The organism is Mycobacterium sp. NPDC050441 (assembly GCF_040655355.1).
In the GTDB taxonomy this organism is placed as follows: Bacteria; Actinomycetota; Actinomycetes; order Mycobacteriales; family Mycobacteriaceae; genus Mycobacterium.
Map to the genome: position 1 here is coordinate 440,646 of NZ_JBFAJS010000004.1, position 17,255 is coordinate 457,900.

The following is a 17,255-nucleotide window of genomic DNA, read 5'->3' on the forward strand; positions in this document are numbered from 1 at the left end:
GATCTGACTGCACACTAAACCACCCGGTTGGTTGGGGACGCCAGGGTCTGTCTAGCGGACCAGCCGGCGCAACAACAACGAGGCGACCGCGACGCCGAGCACTGCGGCCGCGACCAGCACGCTGATGTCGAGTGCCCAGTTGGTCGGGGTGCCGATCAGCAGCCCGCGCAGCGCGTTGACCTCGTAGCTGAGGGGGTTGACCGTGGACAACCAGCGCAGCCAGGTCGGCATGATGTCGACGGGATACAGCGCGTTGGACGCGAAGAACAACGGCATGGTGATCGCCTGGCCGATGCCCATCAGACGGTCCCGCTTGCGCACCAACCCGGCCAGCGTCATCGACAGGCAGGCGAAGAATGCCGCACCGAGCGCCACCACGGCCATCGCGCCCAGGATGCGCAGCGGATTGACCGTCATCGCGATGCCCATCAGATAGGCCAGCGCCACCACTCCGACCACCTGCACCACCGAGCGCACCCCGGCCGCGAATGCCTTGCCCGCCACCAGTGCCGATGCCGGCGCGGGGGTCACCATGAGCTTGGCCAGGATGCCCGCGTCGCGGTCCCAGATGATCTGGATGCCGTAGAAGATCGAGATGAACAGCGCCGACTGGGCGATGATGCCGGGCGCCAGAAAGGCCAGGTAGGGCACGCCGCCGGTGTCGACGAGGTGCAGCCGGCTGAAGGTCTGGCCGAAGATCAACAACCACAGCGCGGGCTGCACCATGCGGGTGAACAACTCGGTGCGGTCGTGGCGCAGCTTCTGCAGTTCGACCAGGGCGAATGCCGACATTCGCAGCGCCATCGCGCGGACCCGGCGCATCCCGCGCGGGGCCAGGACCAGAGCTTCAGCTGACACGGCGGGCCGTCCTGCGGGTCGCGCGAACCTCACGCATGCCGCCGGGTTGATGCCCGGCATCGGCCAGGTCCGACCCGGCGTAGTGGCGGAAGACGTCCTCGAGAGTGGCGTCCGCGGAAGCCTCGGCCGTCGAGACTCTGGCCTTCAACTCTGCCGGCGTACCGACCGCCTGCAACCGGCCGTGATGCATCAGGGCCACCCGGTCGCACAGGGCGTCGGCCTCGCCCATGTAGTGCGTGGTGAGCAGCACCGTCATCCCGAACTCGGCCTGCATCCGGCCGACCTGTGCCCAGACGCTGTCGCGGGCGATGGGATCCAGCCCGACCGTTGGCTCGTCGAGGATCAGCAGCAGCGGACGGTTGACGAGTGCCTGGGCCAGCTCGAGGCGGCGCACCATGCCTCCGGAGTACGTGCCCGCCACGGCGTCGGCGACGTCGAGCAGTTGCATCGACTCCAACGCCTGGTTCACCCGATCGGTGCGTTCGGCCCGTGGCACGTCGTAAAGACGCGCGAACAACTCGACGTTCTGTCGGCCCGTCAGCGCTGCTTCGATCGAGAGTTGTTGTGGGACATAGCCGATGTTGTGCCTGATGTCCATGGTGTGCCGGTCCGCGTCGAGACCGAAGATCCGGACCTCGCCCTCCTGCACCGGCGTCAGGGTGGTCAGCACCCGCACCGCCGTGGTCTTGCCCGCGCCGTTGGGGCCGAGCAGGCCCAGGGTCTCGCCGCGATGCACCTGCAGGGTGAGGTCATCGACCGCCGTGAAGGTGCCGTAACGATGGGTCAGGTGCCGGCAGTCGATGGCCGGAGCGCTCATTTTTCGTCCTCGTGCAGGAGCCGGGTCAGTTCGGTCATCACGTCCAATCCGTTTGCCAGGTCTTTGATCTGGCCGTCGTCGAGTTGTGCCAGCACAGCCGCCAGCGCGGCGCGGCGCGCCGCGCGGGACTCGTCGGCGATCGCCTGTGCGGGCGGGGTGAGCCGCAATCGGACCACTCGTCGATCCGAGTCGTCGGCGGTTCGGCTGAGCAGCCCGTCGGTGACCAGGCGTGACACCAGCGTGGACGCGGAGTTGGGCACCAGGCTGAGTTCCGCCGCCGCTTCCCGCACCGAGATGTCGGGTCGCCGGCCGACGAGGCGTAACAGTTCGCCCTGCGACTGGGTCAGCCCTGCCGAACCCGATGTCGCCGCCGCGGCGGCTCCGATGTCGAATCCGCCGCCCGTAGACCGGCGCAGTTGCCTGCGGAACCGGCCGACGACGGTGAACAACTCGCCGACGAGATCTCGATGTGTTTCCACGCCGACACAATACCTCTGTAACAGAGGTATTGCACGGTGCGCGACCGGTGGGTGAATGGTGAATGAATCAGCCTTTTTAGGCTGGGAAGGGCATGCGGCAAACCCGCTGAGACGCCGCAGCCGTGGCCGCAGGGTAGTTGCCGCCGCTCTTCGGCTCGTACCCCCCAGCCCGCCCGGCCGGTGACATCAAACAAGCGCTCGACGTCTACTTAGGCGGCCACGGCTGCTACATGTTCAAGGTACCAGACTTCCTGGTTAGGGCAGGGACATCCGACCGATGAGCAACGCTTTGAATTGACGCTCAATCTGATTCGGCCTGCAGCACCAGGACGGCGCGCGCATCCACACGGACGGTGTTGCCGGCTGCGGCCGCATCGCGTGTGGAGTTTGCCGAGGTGCTGATCGCCGGACGCCAGCGGGCACCGAATTGTGCCGGTGGTAACGCGAACTCGATCGGCTCATAGTGCGCGTTGAAACACAGCAGGAACGAATCGTCGACCACGCGCTGACCCCGGACATCCGGATCGGCGATGCCCTGCCCGTTCAGATACACGGCCACCGACTTGGCATACCCGGTCTCCCAATCCTCGGCCGTCATGTCGGAGCCATCGGGTGCGAACCAGGCGATGTCGGGCAATCCGGCGGTGCCCGCCTCGCGTACCGGCCGGCCGTCGAAGAACCTGCGGCGCCGGAACACCGGATGTGCGGCGCGCAGTGCCGACACCGAGCGGGTGAACTCGATCAGGTCAAGATCGGCTGTGGCCCAGTCAATCCAGGAGATTTCGTTGTCCTGGCAGTAGACGTTGTTGTTCCCGCGCTGGGTGCGGCCCAACTCATCGCCGTGCGAGACCATCGGAACACCCTGGGAGAGCAGCAGGGTGGCCAGGAAGTTGCGCTGCTGACGGGCGCGCAGCGTGTTGATCTCCGGATCCTCCGACGGACCTTCGGCTCCGCAGTTCCACGACTTGTTGTTGCTCTCCCCGTCGCGGTTGTCCTCGCCGTTGGCCTGATTGTGTTTTTCGTTGTAGGACACCAGGTCACGCAGCGTGAAGCCGTCATGCGCGGTGACGAAGTTGATGGAGGCGAACGGGCGCCGGCCGGTCTGCTCGTACAGATCAGCAGAACCGGTCAGCCGGTAGGCGAACTCGTCGAGGGTGGCCGGTTCGCCCCGCCAATAGTCGCGCACGGTGTCGCGGAACTTGCCGTTCCACTCCGTCCACTGCGGCGGGAAGTTGCCCACCTGGTAGCCGCCGGGCCCGACGTCCCACGGTTCGGCGATCAGCTTGACCTGGCTGACGATCGGATCCTGTTGCACCAGTTCGAAAAACGCGCTCAGCCGGTCCACGTCATAGAACTCTCGGGCCAGCGTGGCAGCCAGGTCGAAGCGGAACCCGTCGACATGCATCTCGGTGACCCAGTAACGCAGCGAGTCCATGATCAGCTGCAACGAGTGGGGATGACCGACGTTCAGACTGTTGCCGGTACCGGTGTAGTCCATGTAATACCGCTTGTCGTCGTCGACCAGCCGGTAGTAGGCGGCATTGTCGATACCGCGCATCGACAGCGTCGGCCCCAGATGGTTGCCCTCGGCCGTGTGGTTGTAGACGACATCGAGGATCACTTCGATGTCGTTGGCGTGCAGTTCGCGCACCATGGCCTTGAACTCCTGGACGTGACCGCCGGGGGTGCCGGCGGAACTGTAGCGCGGGTCGGGCGCCAGGAACCCGATCGTGTTGTACCCCCAGTAATTCGACAAACCCTTGTCGACGAGCGTGGAATCATCCACGAAATGGTGCACCGGCATCAGCTCGATCGCATTGACCCGCAGCGCTTTCAGATGCTCGATGATTACCGGGTGCGCGACGGCCGCATAGGTTCCGCGTAGCTGTTCGGGGATGTCCGGGTGGGTCTGGGTGAGGCCCTTGACGTGAGCTTCGTAGATGACCGTGTCGGCATACTCGTGACTGGGCGGGTGGTCGACGCCCCAGTCGAAATACGGATTGATCACCACCGCTTTCGGCATGTTGGCCGCCGAATCGTCGTCATTGCGGCTGTCCGGATCGTCGAAATTGTAGGAGAAGAGGGGCTGACCCCAGTCGAAGGCACCTTCGATCGCCTTGGCGTAGGGATCGAGCACGAGCTTGTTCGGGTTGCAGCGCTGCCCGGACGCCGGATCGTAGGGGCCGTGCACCCGGTAGCCGTAGCGCTGGCCGGGCTCGATCCCGGGAATGAAACCGTGCCAGACGAATCCGTCGACCTCGGGCAGCGTCACCCGCGTCTCGCGCAGCGCCCCGGACTCGTCCGGATCGAACAGACACAGTTCGACCCGGTCGGCCACTTCGCTGAACAACGCGAAATTGGTGCCCGAGCCGTCATAGGTCGCGCCGAGCGGGTAGGGCTTGCCCCGCCACGTTTCCAGCCCACTTCGGTCAGCTTGCTCCGTGGAGGTCACAAATCGACCTTACGGCGCTCGGGGACCCGCGGCCGGGTGAATGTTCGGCGGTACAGTCAGGCGTGACCATCAGCGCTGACGTGCCGGAGTACCGGACGGTGCGGGTCACCCTCGACAATTCGGTCGCGATCATCACGTTGGACCGTCCGCAGCAGCGCAACGCCTTCGGCGGTGGGATGCGCGAGGAGCTGGCCGACGCCTACCTGCGTTGCGACGCCGCCGACGCGGTCCGGGTGATCGTGCTGACCGGCACTCCGCCTGCGTTCTGCGCCGGTGCGGATCTCGGCGCGGGGGAGCAGACGTTCACCGGACCGGGGCAGGAGTTCAGCGCCGCCGGCCTGGCCGTACCGGCGTGGACCCTGGACAAGCCGGTGATCGCGGCGGTCAACGGACACGCCATCGGTATCGGGCTGACCCTGGCTTTGCAGTGCGACATCCGGCTTTTCGCCGCCGATGCCCGGTACGGCGTGGTGCAGGCCCGGCGCGGCATGGTCGGCGACGCCTACTCGCACTGGGTGTTGCCCCGGCTGGTGGGCCTGGCGAATGCGGCGGAGATCCTGTTGGCCGGAGCCACATTCGACGGACATCGCGCCGTCGAACTCGGCCTGGGCAGCCGCGTTCTCCCGGCCGAGCAGGTTCTACCCGCCGCACTGGAACTCGCACACGACATCGCGGTCAACACCGCGCCGATGTCGGTCGCGGCCAGCAAGCGGCTGCTGTGGGATTCCTACGACCTCGACCGCGCGGGAGTCGGCGCCCGGGAGACCCAGATACACTTGCAGTTGATGGCGCACGACGACGCGCGCGAAGGCGTGCGTGCCTACGTCGAGCGTCGGAACCCGCGCTGGACCGGCCGGCCCGTCGACCCGACTAGGTGATTTCCACCCCGGCAGAACGCAATTCGGTCAACGCCGCAGTACTGCTCTCCGGCGCGACGCCGGCCGTCAGGCCGGTGAGCACGCGGGTGTGCAGCCCCGCCTTCACCGCGTCGGCGGCGGTGGCCGCGACGCAGTAGTCGGTGGCGATGCCCACCACGTCGACCGCTTCGACGCCGCGCTCGGCCAGCCAGTCCGCCAACGGTGTCCCGGAAGCGTCGACTCCTTCGAACCCGCTGTAGGCCGCCGAATGGTGCCCCTTCTCGAACACCGCCTCCACCGTGGTCGCGTCGAGATCAGGATGGAACGCCGCACCCGGGGTACCGGCCACGCAGTGCCGCGGCCACGACGTCCGGTAGTCAGGGGTGTCGGAGAAATGCTCACCCGGGTCGATGTGGAAATCCTTGGTGGCCACCACATGGCCGTACCCGTGATCGGTGGCCAGCAGCGCGCTGATGCCCCGCGCCACCGCTGAACCGCCGGCGACCGCCAGCGAGCCGCCCTCACAGAAATCGTTCTGCACGTCGACGACGATGAGTGCCCGGGTCTGCCTGGACGTCATGGTCCCGACGTTACCCGCCGAACAGCAGATACAGCCCGGTGAAGGTGTAGCCGACCATCACCAGCATGGTGGCGAGTTGGCCGGTGAGCTGATGCTGCTTCGGCAGCAGGCGCAGGGCCCGGTCGTGCGCGGCGATCACGCCGGCCACATGACCGGCGAGGACGAACCCGACCTTGAGGCTGGCCAGGAGCGTCGGGTGAGTGGACAGAAAATAGCTGACCTGCACATCGTGGAGCCCGAAGAGCAGGATCACCGTCTGCTGGCCGCGCTCGACCAGATAGGAGAGGTAGTGGGCGAACACGTAGCCGATGACGATCGGGATCAGCGAATGTGCCATCAGCCCGGGCAATTCCCGTCGCAGGCGGCGATCGACCCCGCCGGTGGTGCGGGTGGCTGCCCAGAACGTGATCGCCACGGTGGAGGCGAACACCAGCAGGCCCGCGGTGCGGATCAGGCTGGAGCCCAGCGGTGAGCCCGAATGCGCGTCGACGAAGTTGCGCCACTGCGGCATTGCCGAGAAGCTGTCGAACGCAGTGGATCCCAACAACACCGCCAGCACGGCGACCAGCCCCGGCCGCACCGCCAGCGAGGGCAGGTGATCGAACGGGTTGCCGATCACGATCCGGCCGTCGTGGCGGCGCAGCGGCGAGAGCTTCGAGACGACCGTGCTGTACACCTCGAACGGGTCGGCGCTTTCCAGCCAGCGCTGCCCGCAACACCACGCGCCGGCGAGCGTCGCCACCATGTAGATCAGCAGCCAGTTACGAATGGCCACAACAGATCCCGGGTCCGGACTGGCCAGCTCCAACCACACGAACGCGAAGAGTCCGGCGGCGGCGGGCCAGTAACCGAGCCGTTCGGGATAGCGCCACCGGCCCGGCCCTGGCCGGAACCGTAACAACGTTCGGACCGGAGAGATCAGCCGCCACACCGGGCCGAACAGCACTGAGGCGGCGACCAACCCCACCCACAGCAGGACGTAGAAGACACCCGGCAGCGGATTGGCACCCGGCGGCCGGACGAACGCGGTGTACGCCACCCACCCGGTGAACGCGAGCGCGAGCAGGCCCACACCCCAACGGGTTACGGGGGAGTCCACCGCCGTCGTCACCCAGGACGGCAGCCGCAGACCTGGCTTGTCCGGATCGAACCGGGGCCGACGCCAGGCCAGCGCCACCACCGCAAAGGTGAACGTCAAAGTCCACGCCGCACCGATCAGCGCATACGTGTAGGGGATCGGGAGGTCGGTCGAACCGCCCAGACCGTGGGCCAGTACCGCGGTCGCCCCAGGCGTCACTGCTGCACTTGCACGCTGGCGATCGTGCGATTCAGGTGGTGCAGCTCGATGTCGACGGTGCCGGGCACGTCGACGGTGAACTGGAACTGCTGACCGTTACGTGCCTCGATCTTGAAGCTGTGTTCGGGATTCGAGTGCACGTGCAATTCATCGGCGGCGTCGCTGTTGACCCGCACCACGATCGGCTCGCCGACCTTGCCGTTGCGCTGCTCGTTGGTCGGGGTGACCTGGCCGGCCTTGATGGTGACGTCGATAAGCAGCCGGGCGGGCGCCTGCTGCTGGTTGGTCATGTCCGACGGACTGACAGTGGTTGCCGAGGGAGTGGCCGAACCGTCGGTCTTCTGAGACTCGCCGGAACTGCCGCAACCGGCCGTCACCAGGGCGAGGGCGGACGCCAGGACGATGACACTGCTTTTGAGGTTGATCACGGTGAACCATCTTCGCCTGAGGAGTCCGTACCTTCATCTTGAACGTCGCCGCTGTCGTCGTCTCGCGGCTCGCCGCTGTCGTCGTCTCGCGGCTCGCCGCGGCGGTCGCGCATGGCGACGTACACCACGACGCCGACCACGACCAGGGCCGGAGCGAAGGCGGGCAAGGCAAGCAGCAGTGTGTGGTCGGCCTGATACGTCATGTGAGCCCGGCGGGTTCACGGCCCGCGGCCAGCTCCCGGGCGTTGATCCGGCCCGCACCCCAGGTCAGCCCGGCGATCAGGATCAGCGTGCACACCAGCACCACCAGCGACGCCGCGTTGTACAGCCAGGACGGGTGATCGAGATTGCGTTCACGCTGCAGAATCGTGATCTCCTGCACGAACTCCCGGCTGCTCGAGGTCAGCGCCGGAGTTTCGGGGGCCCCGATACCCGGGTCGGCGGGCAGGAAGATCGGCACACCGGCCATGGTGGTTCCGTCCTGCAGGCGCAGCAGTGTCTTCCACTTTCCGGACACCGGGATGGGCTGCGTCGAGCGGTAATGCCCCGGGCCCACCTTCTCCAACGGGTTGATCATCAGGCCGCGATCGTTGGCCAGGCCGCCCTGCCACGCCAGGATCGACACCCACTCCGGGTTGTCGCTGACCAGGTCGGCCGGGCTGATCCGCACATCGGCCGAGGCCATGCGCTGCCCGTTGTGGGCCGGAAGATCCGTCAAAGTGATTGTGGCTTGGGCATTTTCCGGGACCTCGGTACGCAGCCCGTTGGCCACGGCGCCACCGATCACGAGGACGGTGGCCACCACGATGGAGATTCCCACCGCGGGCCGGGGCAGCCGCTGTCCGGTGAGTACCAGGGCCAGCAATGCGCCACACAGGCCCATCGCGACGGCGACCGGGATCGCCATGGCCAGCGCCTCGCCCCACATGCTGGTCGGCCACGGATAGTGGTAGACCGCGCCGATCCACAACGACTCCAGCCAGAGCCCGACGGTGGCCACACCGAGCCCGGCCACTGCGCCGAACAGGATGGGGCGTTTGACAATCGGGGTCAGTGCGATGAGTTCGACCACCAGTGCCGGCCCGAGGTACAGGGCGAACCAACTGGTCGGCGCTCCCAGTACCGGGCCGACGATGAAGGCCACGGCACCGCGCAACGCGATCGCGAACCCGGCGGCGATCAGCGCGGCGCCGGGGCCGAGGACCAGGCGCGCCGCGACCGCGGCGAAGGCCGCCGCGGCGGCGATCATCATCGGCTGCAACACCAACCGGAACTGCTCGACGCCGAAGTCGTATTCGATCTGGAACACCGACAGGCCGATGAACAGACCGCCGAAGGACAGGAAGTAGAGGAACTTGTTGAACTTGCTGTCCTCACCTGCGTCCGGGCCCATTGCCACCCGGCCCTCATGCTCGAGCAGCAGCACGGCGATCAGTGACAGCCCGGCGCCGCCGATGAGCATCAAATGCGTTGGACCCCAGAGGGTGACGTCCTGGCCGAAGATCCGGTGCCAGATGTCGTCGAGCGGGAAACCGATGAGCGCATAGAGGCCGCACAGCGCCATCAGCACACCACCCACCGGGGCGTACCAACTGCGGGTGATGCGGATGGCCGCCGGGCCGGGCTTGTCGTAGGGCAGCACGATGGCCATCGAGCCGGCGATGAACAGCAGGAACAGCCCGAACAGGATGAAATAGTGCGCGGGGTTGGCCAGGGGGCCCGGATCCCGGCCCTTGCCGATGTGCAGGCTGACATCCCAGATGAATCCGAACAGCGCGCAGATGATGGTCGCGGTGAACAGGAACACCTGCAACGCCACCCACGGCGGCCGGTGGAATTTGCGGCCCAACCATTCGGCGAAATCGTTCAGCCAGGTGATGCGCCGGTTGCGGTGCAGGTACCCGATCCACAGTAGGGCGACGGTGACGATGAGGGCGACCACCGACATGCCGACCACCTGATCGAGCGCGGCGCCACCGCCCTCTGTCCCGGTGGCCGCGGTGAGCGTGATGTCCGATGAGCTCATCATGACCTCCGGTCAACTGACAGTGGTGTCGGTGACAGATGTTGCCAGAACCGGGTGGCCGCAAACAGGCGTTCGGTTAGCTCCGTCGGCTCCACGGCGTGACCGGACGATCCACCCGCTCGCCGTCGACGAACACATCGACGTGCTCGTCGAAGAAGCAGATGCGGTCGCCCACCGGCACCGCGTCGCTCAGCGGTTCGTGATAGGCCCAGGCCAGATCGGTCGCCCCACCGGGCACGGAGTAGTACGTGGCCCGGCCCTTGTACGCGCAATACGTGACGGTGTTGCTCACGACGAGCCTGGTGGTGACGTCTTCGCGAGGTAGGTAGTAGCGGGTGGGGAGCCCGGTCTCGAATAACAGCATGGGATCGGCGGATTCGGCCAGCACCCGCCCGTCGAGTTCGACGCGGATGCGTCGTCGGCTGCGCCGGATGTCGATCCGGTGGAACGGGTCGTGCGGGTGCGCGACGATCGCCTCGTCTTCCTCCCGCCATTCGAAAGTCGAGAAATCCAGGATCAGGTAGTCGGCCAGGTCCGCGTCGTCGGGCGCAAAGGCCGCGGCGGCACCGGTTTCGTCGCCGGCGATGACGTCGAACGCTGTGCCCGGGCAGGTGTGGGCGGTGAACGGCACCGACGGATCCAGGAAGCCGGGGATCTCGTCATCGCCCACGTCCCCGCCGGCCGGGACCAGTTGTGCCGTCAAAGCCGAACGCGGCACCGCATACGTCGGGACCACCCGGCGCGGTTCCCAGACCAGGACCGCCTCGCCGGTGTCGGCCACCGGCTCACCACCCAGGCAGACCCGAATTCGCTTGGTAGTGGGCTGGTATCGCAGGCCACCCAACTGGCTGCCCAGCAGGTCGGCCATCTTCACTGCCATCACCTCATTATCGACGGCGATGGCAGTGGCTGTCTGCTACTTGACGTCGACGTAAACCGTGCGCTGCGTGACGGCGCTCAGGGTGTCGGTGCGGCTGAAATTGGGTCCGGGTCGCACGGACACGACGGATGCCTCATCCAGCGGTGACGAACCCAGGCGGTTGACGATCACCGTGTACCCCTGGGACTGCAGCTCTTTGATGGTCTGCTGGGCGTTGCTGGGTCCGTTGGGTGCGGCTGTTGCGGGGGCGACGGCCGGCCCGGCCGAACCGATGACAGCAGCTGCCAGCCCACCTATGGCCGCGGCGACGACTCGCGACTTTCCAATTCTGTTTCGCACGGGACTGTCCCTCCTACTCGGGTTCGCGGCGTTTCGATACGCTGCCAGATGTCAGGTAAAACCAGCAGCTCAGAAGCTTTAGTTCCGATGGCAGGAATTGATCGGTCAGATGACGGGATCTGTGTGAAGCCAGGCAGACTGGCGGCCCTGCGGCTACGGCAGCGTGACGGGATCACTTGCGGCCCTACGGTCGCGGTGGTGGCCGGCGCCCTGCTGGATCACACGTATCGCGCGGAGTTGCTGAACGTGGGCGGGCACACCTGGTTCGCGGAGGAGCAGGGCCGAATTCACGCCGCTGTCAACCGGATCTGGCCGCGACAGCTCGGGACCACCCCGGTGGGAATGGCCCGAGCCCTGTCCGATCACAGTGCGAAACGTGGCGTCGGATACCGGTGGCGGCGCTTCCGCGGCGCCCGCGACACGTTGTCGGATGTGCGTCGTGCTGTCGCGGAGGGTTGGCCGGTGGCAATGCTGCTCGGTGAGCGCGGCATTCCGCGGCACTGGGTGCTGATCGTCGAAGTGGATGACGATGTGCTGCAGTGCTACGAACCGTCGTCGGGCAAGGTGCTGCCGATCGACGTCGCGGCGGTGCGCGGCGCGCGACTGACCGGGTTGGGCTTTCCCCGGCCGTTCGCCTTCGTGCTGCCCCGATTGCCTTGACTGACAACTTGACTACCGTCGAGGCATGGCCCGAAAGTATGCGACCGCCGACACCGTAGGAATCGACGAACTCCTGGACTTCGTGCGCCCGCGTCACCACATGGTGCTCACCACGTTCCGGGCCGACGGCTCGCTGCAGACCTCGCCGGTCACCGGCGGGGTGGATGAGCAGGGGCGCATCGTGATCGCGAGTTACCCGCAGCGGGCGAAGGCAGCCAACCTCCGGCGCACGCCCCGGGCCAGCGTGACGGTGCTGTCCGACGAGTTCAACGGTCCGTATGTGCAAGTTGACGGTGATGCCGAGGTGATCGCACTGCCCGACGCGGTGGAACCGCTCGTCGAGTACTTCCGTGCCGTCGCGGGTGAACACCCGGACTGGGATGAGTACCGCCAGGCGATGGTGGATCAGCGCAAGTGCCTGATCCGGGTCACGCCCAGGCGGTGGGGCCCCGTTGCCACGGGGGGCTTTCCTCCGGCCTGAGCGCTGGCCGACGCGTTGCGTTGGCTAGCAGGTCAAACTATAGTCTGGACACATGTCCAGAGGGTTCGGAGTCGACGCGTGAGCGTGTATTCCCAGCTCAGCACGATTCCAGCCGTCGGGTGATCTGATTATGCGTATCGCGTTGCTGTCCTACCGGAGCAAGACTCACTGCGGTGGCCAAGGTGTCTATGTGCGCCATCTGAGCCGCGGGCTCGCCGAACTCGGCCACGACGTCGAGGTGTTCTCCGGCCAGCCCTACCCCGAGGGCCTGGACCCGCGGGTCACGCTGACCAAGGTCCCCAGCCTGGATCTCTACCGCGAACCGGACCCCTTCCGGGTGCCTCGGCCCAGTGAGATCCGCGACGGCATCGACGCCCTGGAACTGGCCACGATGTGGAGCGCGGGCTTCCCGGAGCCCCGGACCTTCACCATGCGTGTCGCCCGGATCCTGGCCGAACGCCGCGCCGAGTTCGACGTCGTCCACGACAACCAGAGCCTGGGCTCGGCGCTGCTGAAGATCGCCGGCCTCGGCCTGCCCGTCGTGGCCACCGTGCATCACCCGATCACCCGCGACCGGGTGGTCGAGATCGCCGCCGCCACGTGGTGGCGCAAACCTCTGGTGCGGCGCTGGTACGGGTTTGCCGAGATGCAGAAGAAGGTGGCCCGCCGGATTCCCGAGCTGCTCACCGTCTCGTCGTCCTCGGCTGCCGACATCGCCGAGGACTTCGGGGTCGCGCCGAGCCAGCTGCACATCGTGCCGCTGGGAGTGGACACCGAACTGTTCACGCCTGCCGAGCACCGGGTGAACGGACGCATCATCGCGATCGCCAGCGCCGACGTCCCGCTCAAGGGCGTCAGCCACCTGCTGCATGCGGTGGCCCGCCTGCGGGTGGAGCGCGACCTCGACGTGCAGTTGGTGTCCAAGCTCGAACCGAACGGGCCGACCGAGAAACTCATTGCCGAGCTCGGCATTTCCGACATCGTGCACAGCTCCAGCGGGCTGAGCGATGAGGAACTCGCCGCGCTGCTGGCCTCCGCCGAGGTGGCCTGCATCCCGTCGCTCTACGAGGGCTTCTCGCTGCCCGCCGTGGAAGCCATGGCCAGCGGCACGCCGATCGTGGCCAGCCGCGCGGGTGCACTGCCCGAGGTGGTCGGTGACGACGGTGCCTGCGCCCGGTTGGTGCGCCCCGCCGATGTCGACGAGCTCACCGCGGTGCTCGGTGAACTGCTCGACTCGCCGTTGGAACGCCGCAAGCTCGGCGCCGCCGGACGGCAGCGGGCGCTTGATGTCTTCAGTTGGGAATCGGTTGCCGCACAGACGGTATCGGTGTACGAGATGGCCCTTGAGCGGGTGGGTAAGCCGCGCACGCGAGGAGCGGAAATGAAGGAAACGTCATGCTGACCGTCGATTTCGACCGTCTCGGTGTCGGACCGGGCACGACGGTGATCGACGTCGGCTGCGGCGCGGGCCGCCACACGTTCGAGGCCTATCGGCGCGGGGCCAATGTCGTCGGCTTCGACCAGAGTGCGTCCGACCTCAACGACGTCGACACGATGCTGCAGGCCATGCGGGAAGAGGGCGAGGTTCCGCTGTCGGCCAAGGGTGAGGCCGTCAAGGGTGACGCACTCGACCTCCCGTACCCCGACGCCAGCTTCGACTGCGTCATCGCCTCGGAGATCCTCGAGCACGTCCCGCAGGACGAGCGGGCCATCGGCGAACTGGTGCGTGTCCTCAAACCCGGTGGCTCGCTGGCCATCACGGTGCCGCGCTGGCTGCCGGAGAAGCTGTGCTGGATGCTGTCGGACGAGTACCACGCCAACGAGGGCGGACACATCCGCATCTACAAGGCCGACGAGCTGCGCGACAAGGTCCTCGCGCACGGGCTCACGCTCACCCACACGCACCACGAGCATGCGCTGCACTCGCCGTACTGGTGGCTCAAATGTCTTGTCGGCACCGAGAAGAACGACCACCCCGCGGTCAAGGCCTACCACCAGCTGCTGGTGTGGGACATGATGGGCCGGCCGTGGCTCACCCGCACCGCCGAGTCGCTGCTGAACCCGGTGATCGGCAAGAGTGTGGCGCTTTATTTCCACAAGCCGGAATTCAACGGGTAGGCGTCCGTGCTTGCGCCTGAGATCCCCGGTGTGCCCGGAGTTTTGACACCAGAAGACTGCCTGCAGACGGCGCGATCGATCGCCGCGACCCAGGAATCCTCAGGCGCCCTGCCGTGGTTCGACGGTGGCCACACCGACCCGTGGGACCACGTGGAGAACGCCATGGCGCTGACCGTGGCCGGGTTGATCGAACCCGCCCGGGCGGCCTTCGACTGGTGCCGCACCGTGCAGCGTGCCGACGGCTCCTGGCCGATCCAGCTACGCAACGGGGTCGTCGAGGACGCCAACAGCGACAGCAACTTCTGCGCCTACGTGGCCACCGGCGTCTGGCATCACGTGCTGATCACCGGGGACCGCGCTTTCGCCGAGTTGATGTGGCCGGTGGTGACCCGGGCGCTCGATTTCGTGCTGGGTCTGCAGGCCTCGGGCGGCGAGATCTACTGGGCTGCAAGCCCGTCCGGCGCGGTGGAGGAGGCGCTGCTGACCGGTTGCGCCAGCGTGTACCACAGCATCCGGTGTGGGCTGGCGCTTGCCGACTATCTCGACGATCCCCAGCCGGAATGGGAGGTCGCAGTCGGGCGTCTCGGCCACGCCATCGCCGCTCATCCAGAGGCGTTCTCCGCCAAGGACACCCATGCGATGGAGTGGTACTACCCGGTGCTCGGCGGCGCACTGCGCGGGGCGGCGGCCCAAGCGCGGATCGACGACCGGTGGGACGATTTCGTGGTGCCCGGACTGGGCATCCGGTGCGTCGATCATCGGCCCTGGGTCACCGGTGCGGAGACCTGCGAGCTGGTGATGGCCCTGGACGCGATCGGTGACACGCGGCGGGCCCGCGAGCAGTTCGCGGCCATGCAGCACCTACGTGAGGACGACGGATCCTATTGGACCGGGCTGGTTTTCGCCGACGGCAAGCGCTGGCCCGAGGAACGCACCACGTGGACCGGCGCGGCTATGATCCTGGCTGCCGACGCGTTGTCGCAGACCACCGCGGCCAGCGGCATCTTCCGTGGCGTCGGGCTGCCGCGCGGCCTGGAGGGCGAGTACGACTGCGAGTGCGTGGCGGGCCGGCAAGCCGGCGACCGCTAGTCCAGCAGTCCCGGCTCGCCCGAGGTCCGCTCCAGCACCCGCATCGACCCCATCGTCACGACCTCATCGAAGGCGCCCGTCGCCAGCGCGCGCTGGTAGATGTGGAACGGCGCCTGGCCGCCGTCATCGGGATCGGGGAACACGTCGTGGATGATCAGCGCGCCGCCCACCTCGACCCAGCGGGCCCAGCCGTCGAAGTCCCGCTGCGCCGCCTCTTCGGTGTGTCCACCGTCGATGAACAGCAGCCGCAACGGCGTTCGCCAGCCGCGGGACACCACGGGTGAGCGGCCGACGACGGCGACCACATGCTCGTCCAGGCCGGCAGCGTCCAGGGTGTGACGCATCGTGGGCAGGGTGTCGAAGAGTCCGGTGACGGGATCCACCATGGTGGTGTCGTGGTACTCCCAGCCGACCTGATGCTCTTCCGAGCCGTGGTGGTGGTCGACGGTGTAGAGCACCGAGTTGGTCTCCTGCGCGGCCGCGCCCAGCATGACCGTCGACTTACCGCAGTAGGTGCCGATCTCGACGCCGACCCCGCCGCCGAGGTAGCGCAGCCCGGCGTCGTAGAGGGCGCGGCCCTCGTCGGCGGGCATGAAGCCGGTGACCTGCTCGGCAAGGGCGAACAGGCGCTCGGCGCGCGGCGGCAGGGCGGTGTCAGCGGTGCTCATGAATGCCCAACCTACCGTTGCTGGCCGACGGCGGTTGTAGTAGCGTCCGGACACGTGTCCGAGACGGCCCTGGAGTCGACGCGCCGCCGTCTGAGTGCACGGCAGGCCGATACTGTCGAGCGGCTGGGCAAGGCCGCATTACAGCTGATCATCCGGGACGGATTCGCGGGACTGACCGTGCGCCGGGTGGCCGCCGAGGCCGGTGTCGGGGCAGCGACGGCATACACCTACTTCTCCTCGAAAGAACACCTTGTCGCCGAGGTGTTCTGGCGCAGGCTTTCCGCTGCGCCGCCGGCCGCGCACGAATCGGCCGACCCGGCCACGCGGGTGGTCGAGGTACTGCAGCACATCGCCTCGCTGGTGGCCGACGAACCGGAGTTCGCCGGCGCGGTCACCAACGCCCTGCTCGGCAAGGATCCCGATGTGGACGCGCTGCGGCAGCGCATCGGCGCCGACGTGCGGGGCCGGCTGGTCGCCGCACTCGGGCCCGACGTGGACCTCGATGTGATCGAAGCGCTGGAGTTGCTCTACACCGGCACGCTGGTGTGGGCCGGCATGGGATACGAGACCTACGCCGCCATCTCGCAGCGGCTGGAGAAGTCAGCGCGGTTGGTGCTGAGCTGAATTCGCGGTCATGATCGCCGTCGATGCGGCGACCGCGGGTCCGTAGATCTCCTGGATGTCCCCGCCGTCTTCGACGATCAGCGCGGTCAATTCGCGTAGTCCGCCCAGCAGGATGATGGCCATCGGCTCGGTGAGCCGGGGCAGGCCGGCACGTTGGAAGCCCGCGCTGCCGCTGAGTTCGATCAGCAGATCGGTCAGCTCCCGCAGGGCTTCGCGTTGCAGGGGCCGGGCCCTGCTGCCCAGTGCGGGCAGTTCGCGGATCCAGCTCAGGGTGATGGCCGGGGCGGATGCGATGTGGTCGACATAGGCGCCCACGGCCTGTCCGATCTGGTCCGGCCACGACGCCTCGGGGTCGACGGCGCCCTGAATGCGGTCGACGAGTGCGGCGTTGTTGGCGCGCAACAGCTCGAGGAAGCCGTCCTCCTTGGTGCCGAACTGGTCGTAGAACGTGCGCTTGGACGTGCGGGCGTGGCGGACGATGTCGGCGACCGTGGTCTCGCGATAACCCTTGTCGTTGATCGCCGTGGCGAGTCCGTCGAGCAAGCGCAACCGGTAGGTCATCGTGTCCGACCCCCTTGCGCTGCCTGGTACCTGGGAGTACC

At 67.2% G+C, this 17,255-nt stretch carries 20 protein-coding genes; 7 read left to right on the forward strand and 13 right to left on the reverse strand.

Features of this window, described 5'->3' with window-relative positions; all coding sequences use genetic code 11:
• Positions 1-51: 51 nt before the first annotated feature.
• The 4 genes from AB0I14_RS15030 to glgX all read right to left on the reverse strand — a co-directional run bounded on the left by AB0I14_RS15030 (position 52) and on the right by glgX (position 4,573).
• On the reverse strand, positions 52-804 hold the full coding sequence (locus tag AB0I14_RS15030) for an ABC transporter permease (RefSeq protein ID WP_358022868.1): 753 nt from the start codon (positions 802-804) through the stop codon (positions 52-54).
• A 43-nt stretch (positions 805-847) separates the two neighbouring features.
• Complete coding sequence (locus tag AB0I14_RS15035; protein WP_358022445.1) at positions 848-1,675, reverse strand: ATP-binding cassette domain-containing protein; 828 nt, start codon at positions 1,673-1,675, stop codon at positions 848-850.
• The gene (locus tag AB0I14_RS15040) at positions 1,672-2,154 is read right to left on the reverse strand and encodes a MarR family transcriptional regulator (RefSeq protein WP_358022448.1); all 483 of its coding nucleotides are present in this window, start codon (positions 2,152-2,154) and stop codon (positions 1,672-1,674) included. Before AB0I14_RS15040 ends, AB0I14_RS15035 begins: the two co-directional genes overlap by 4 nt.
• A gap of 301 nt (positions 2,155-2,455) precedes the next feature.
• Complete coding sequence (glgX, locus tag AB0I14_RS15045; RefSeq protein WP_358022872.1) at positions 2,456-4,573, reverse strand: glycogen debranching protein GlgX; 2,118 nt, start codon at positions 4,571-4,573, stop codon at positions 2,456-2,458.
• Positions 4,574-4,668: 95 nt separating this feature from the next.
• Here glgX and AB0I14_RS15050 point away from each other — a divergent pair, with 95 nt between their 5' ends.
• Positions 4,669-5,484 carry an enoyl-CoA hydratase-related protein gene (locus AB0I14_RS15050; protein ID WP_358022451.1) on the forward strand — a complete coding sequence of 272 codons (816 nt, stop codon included), beginning with the start codon at positions 4,669-4,671 and terminating at the stop codon, positions 5,482-5,484.
• Here AB0I14_RS15050 and AB0I14_RS15055 read toward each other — a convergent pair.
• From AB0I14_RS15055 to AB0I14_RS15085, 7 genes are all read right to left on the reverse strand, one after another.
• The gene (locus AB0I14_RS15055) at positions 5,477-6,043 is read right to left on the reverse strand and encodes an isochorismatase family protein (RefSeq protein ID WP_358022454.1); all 567 of its coding nucleotides are present in this window, start codon (positions 6,041-6,043) and stop codon (positions 5,477-5,479) included. The genes AB0I14_RS15050 and AB0I14_RS15055 overlap by 8 nt on opposite strands.
• 10 nt (positions 6,044-6,053) lie before the next feature.
• Positions 6,054-7,340, reverse strand: a complete 1,287-nt coding sequence (locus AB0I14_RS15060) for a hypothetical protein (RefSeq protein WP_358022457.1) — start codon at positions 7,338-7,340, stop codon at positions 6,054-6,056.
• The gene (locus AB0I14_RS15065; RefSeq protein ID WP_358022460.1) at positions 7,337-7,768 is read right to left on the reverse strand and encodes a hypothetical protein; all 432 of its coding nucleotides are present in this window, start codon (positions 7,766-7,768) and stop codon (positions 7,337-7,339) included. The genes AB0I14_RS15060 and AB0I14_RS15065 overlap by 4 nt, the downstream gene beginning before the upstream one ends.
• Positions 7,765-7,971, reverse strand: a complete 207-nt coding sequence (locus AB0I14_RS15070; protein WP_358022463.1) for a hypothetical protein — start codon at positions 7,969-7,971, stop codon at positions 7,765-7,767. The genes AB0I14_RS15065 and AB0I14_RS15070 overlap by 4 nt, the downstream gene beginning before the upstream one ends.
• Positions 7,968-9,794, reverse strand: coding sequence for a hypothetical protein (locus tag AB0I14_RS15075; protein ID WP_358022466.1), 1,827 nt, complete (start codon positions 9,792-9,794; stop codon positions 7,968-7,970). The genes AB0I14_RS15070 and AB0I14_RS15075 overlap by 4 nt, the downstream gene beginning before the upstream one ends.
• Positions 9,795-9,870: 76 nt before the next feature.
• Entirely contained in the window at positions 9,871-10,674 is an 804-nt protein-coding gene (locus tag AB0I14_RS15080; RefSeq protein ID WP_358022469.1) for a DUF427 domain-containing protein, read from the reverse strand.
• A gap of 36 nt (positions 10,675-10,710) precedes the next feature.
• Positions 10,711-11,013 carry a hypothetical protein gene (locus AB0I14_RS15085; protein WP_358022472.1) on the reverse strand — a complete coding sequence of 101 codons (303 nt, stop codon included), beginning with the start codon at positions 11,011-11,013 and terminating at the stop codon, positions 10,711-10,713.
• Positions 11,014-11,136: 123 nt separating this feature from the next.
• Between AB0I14_RS15085 and AB0I14_RS15090 the strand changes: the two genes are divergently transcribed.
• The 5 genes from AB0I14_RS15090 (at position 11,137) to AB0I14_RS15110 (ending at position 15,361) form a co-directional block, all read left to right on the forward strand.
• Positions 11,137-11,673, forward strand: coding sequence for a hypothetical protein (locus tag AB0I14_RS15090; RefSeq protein ID WP_358022475.1), 537 nt, complete (start codon positions 11,137-11,139; stop codon positions 11,671-11,673).
• Positions 11,674-11,698: 25 nt separating this feature from the next.
• Positions 11,699-12,154 carry a PPOX class F420-dependent oxidoreductase gene (locus AB0I14_RS15095; protein ID WP_358022478.1) on the forward strand — a complete coding sequence of 152 codons (456 nt, stop codon included), beginning with the start codon at positions 11,699-11,701 and terminating at the stop codon, positions 12,152-12,154.
• Positions 12,155-12,284: 130 nt separating this feature from the next.
• Complete coding sequence (locus tag AB0I14_RS15100; protein ID WP_358022481.1) at positions 12,285-13,556, forward strand: glycosyltransferase family 4 protein; 1,272 nt, start codon at positions 12,285-12,287, stop codon at positions 13,554-13,556.
• On the forward strand, positions 13,550-14,272 hold the full coding sequence (locus AB0I14_RS15105; RefSeq protein WP_358022484.1) for a class I SAM-dependent methyltransferase: 723 nt from the start codon (positions 13,550-13,552) through the stop codon (positions 14,270-14,272). Before AB0I14_RS15100 ends, AB0I14_RS15105 begins: the two co-directional genes overlap by 7 nt.
• Positions 14,273-14,278: 6 nt before the next feature.
• Entirely contained in the window at positions 14,279-15,361 is a 1,083-nt protein-coding gene (locus AB0I14_RS15110) for a prenyltransferase (protein ID WP_358022487.1), read from the forward strand.
• On the opposite strand, the gene AB0I14_RS15115 is transcribed toward AB0I14_RS15110, so the two are convergent.
• Positions 15,358-16,029 (reverse strand): class I SAM-dependent methyltransferase, encoded by a 672-nt coding sequence (locus AB0I14_RS15115; RefSeq protein WP_358022490.1) that lies wholly within the window; start codon positions 16,027-16,029, stop codon positions 15,358-15,360. The genes AB0I14_RS15110 and AB0I14_RS15115 overlap by 4 nt on opposite strands.
• A 54-nt stretch (positions 16,030-16,083) precedes the next feature.
• Between AB0I14_RS15115 and AB0I14_RS15120 the strand changes: the two genes are divergently transcribed.
• Positions 16,084-16,653 (forward strand): TetR family transcriptional regulator, encoded by a 570-nt coding sequence (locus AB0I14_RS15120; protein ID WP_358022493.1) that lies wholly within the window; start codon positions 16,084-16,086, stop codon positions 16,651-16,653.
• Here the strand turns inward: AB0I14_RS15120 and AB0I14_RS15125 are convergent.
• On the reverse strand, positions 16,630-17,214 hold the full coding sequence (locus AB0I14_RS15125) for a TetR/AcrR family transcriptional regulator (RefSeq protein ID WP_358022496.1): 585 nt from the start codon (positions 17,212-17,214) through the stop codon (positions 16,630-16,632). The genes AB0I14_RS15120 and AB0I14_RS15125 overlap by 24 nt on opposite strands.
• Positions 17,215-17,255: the final 41 nt, after the last annotated feature.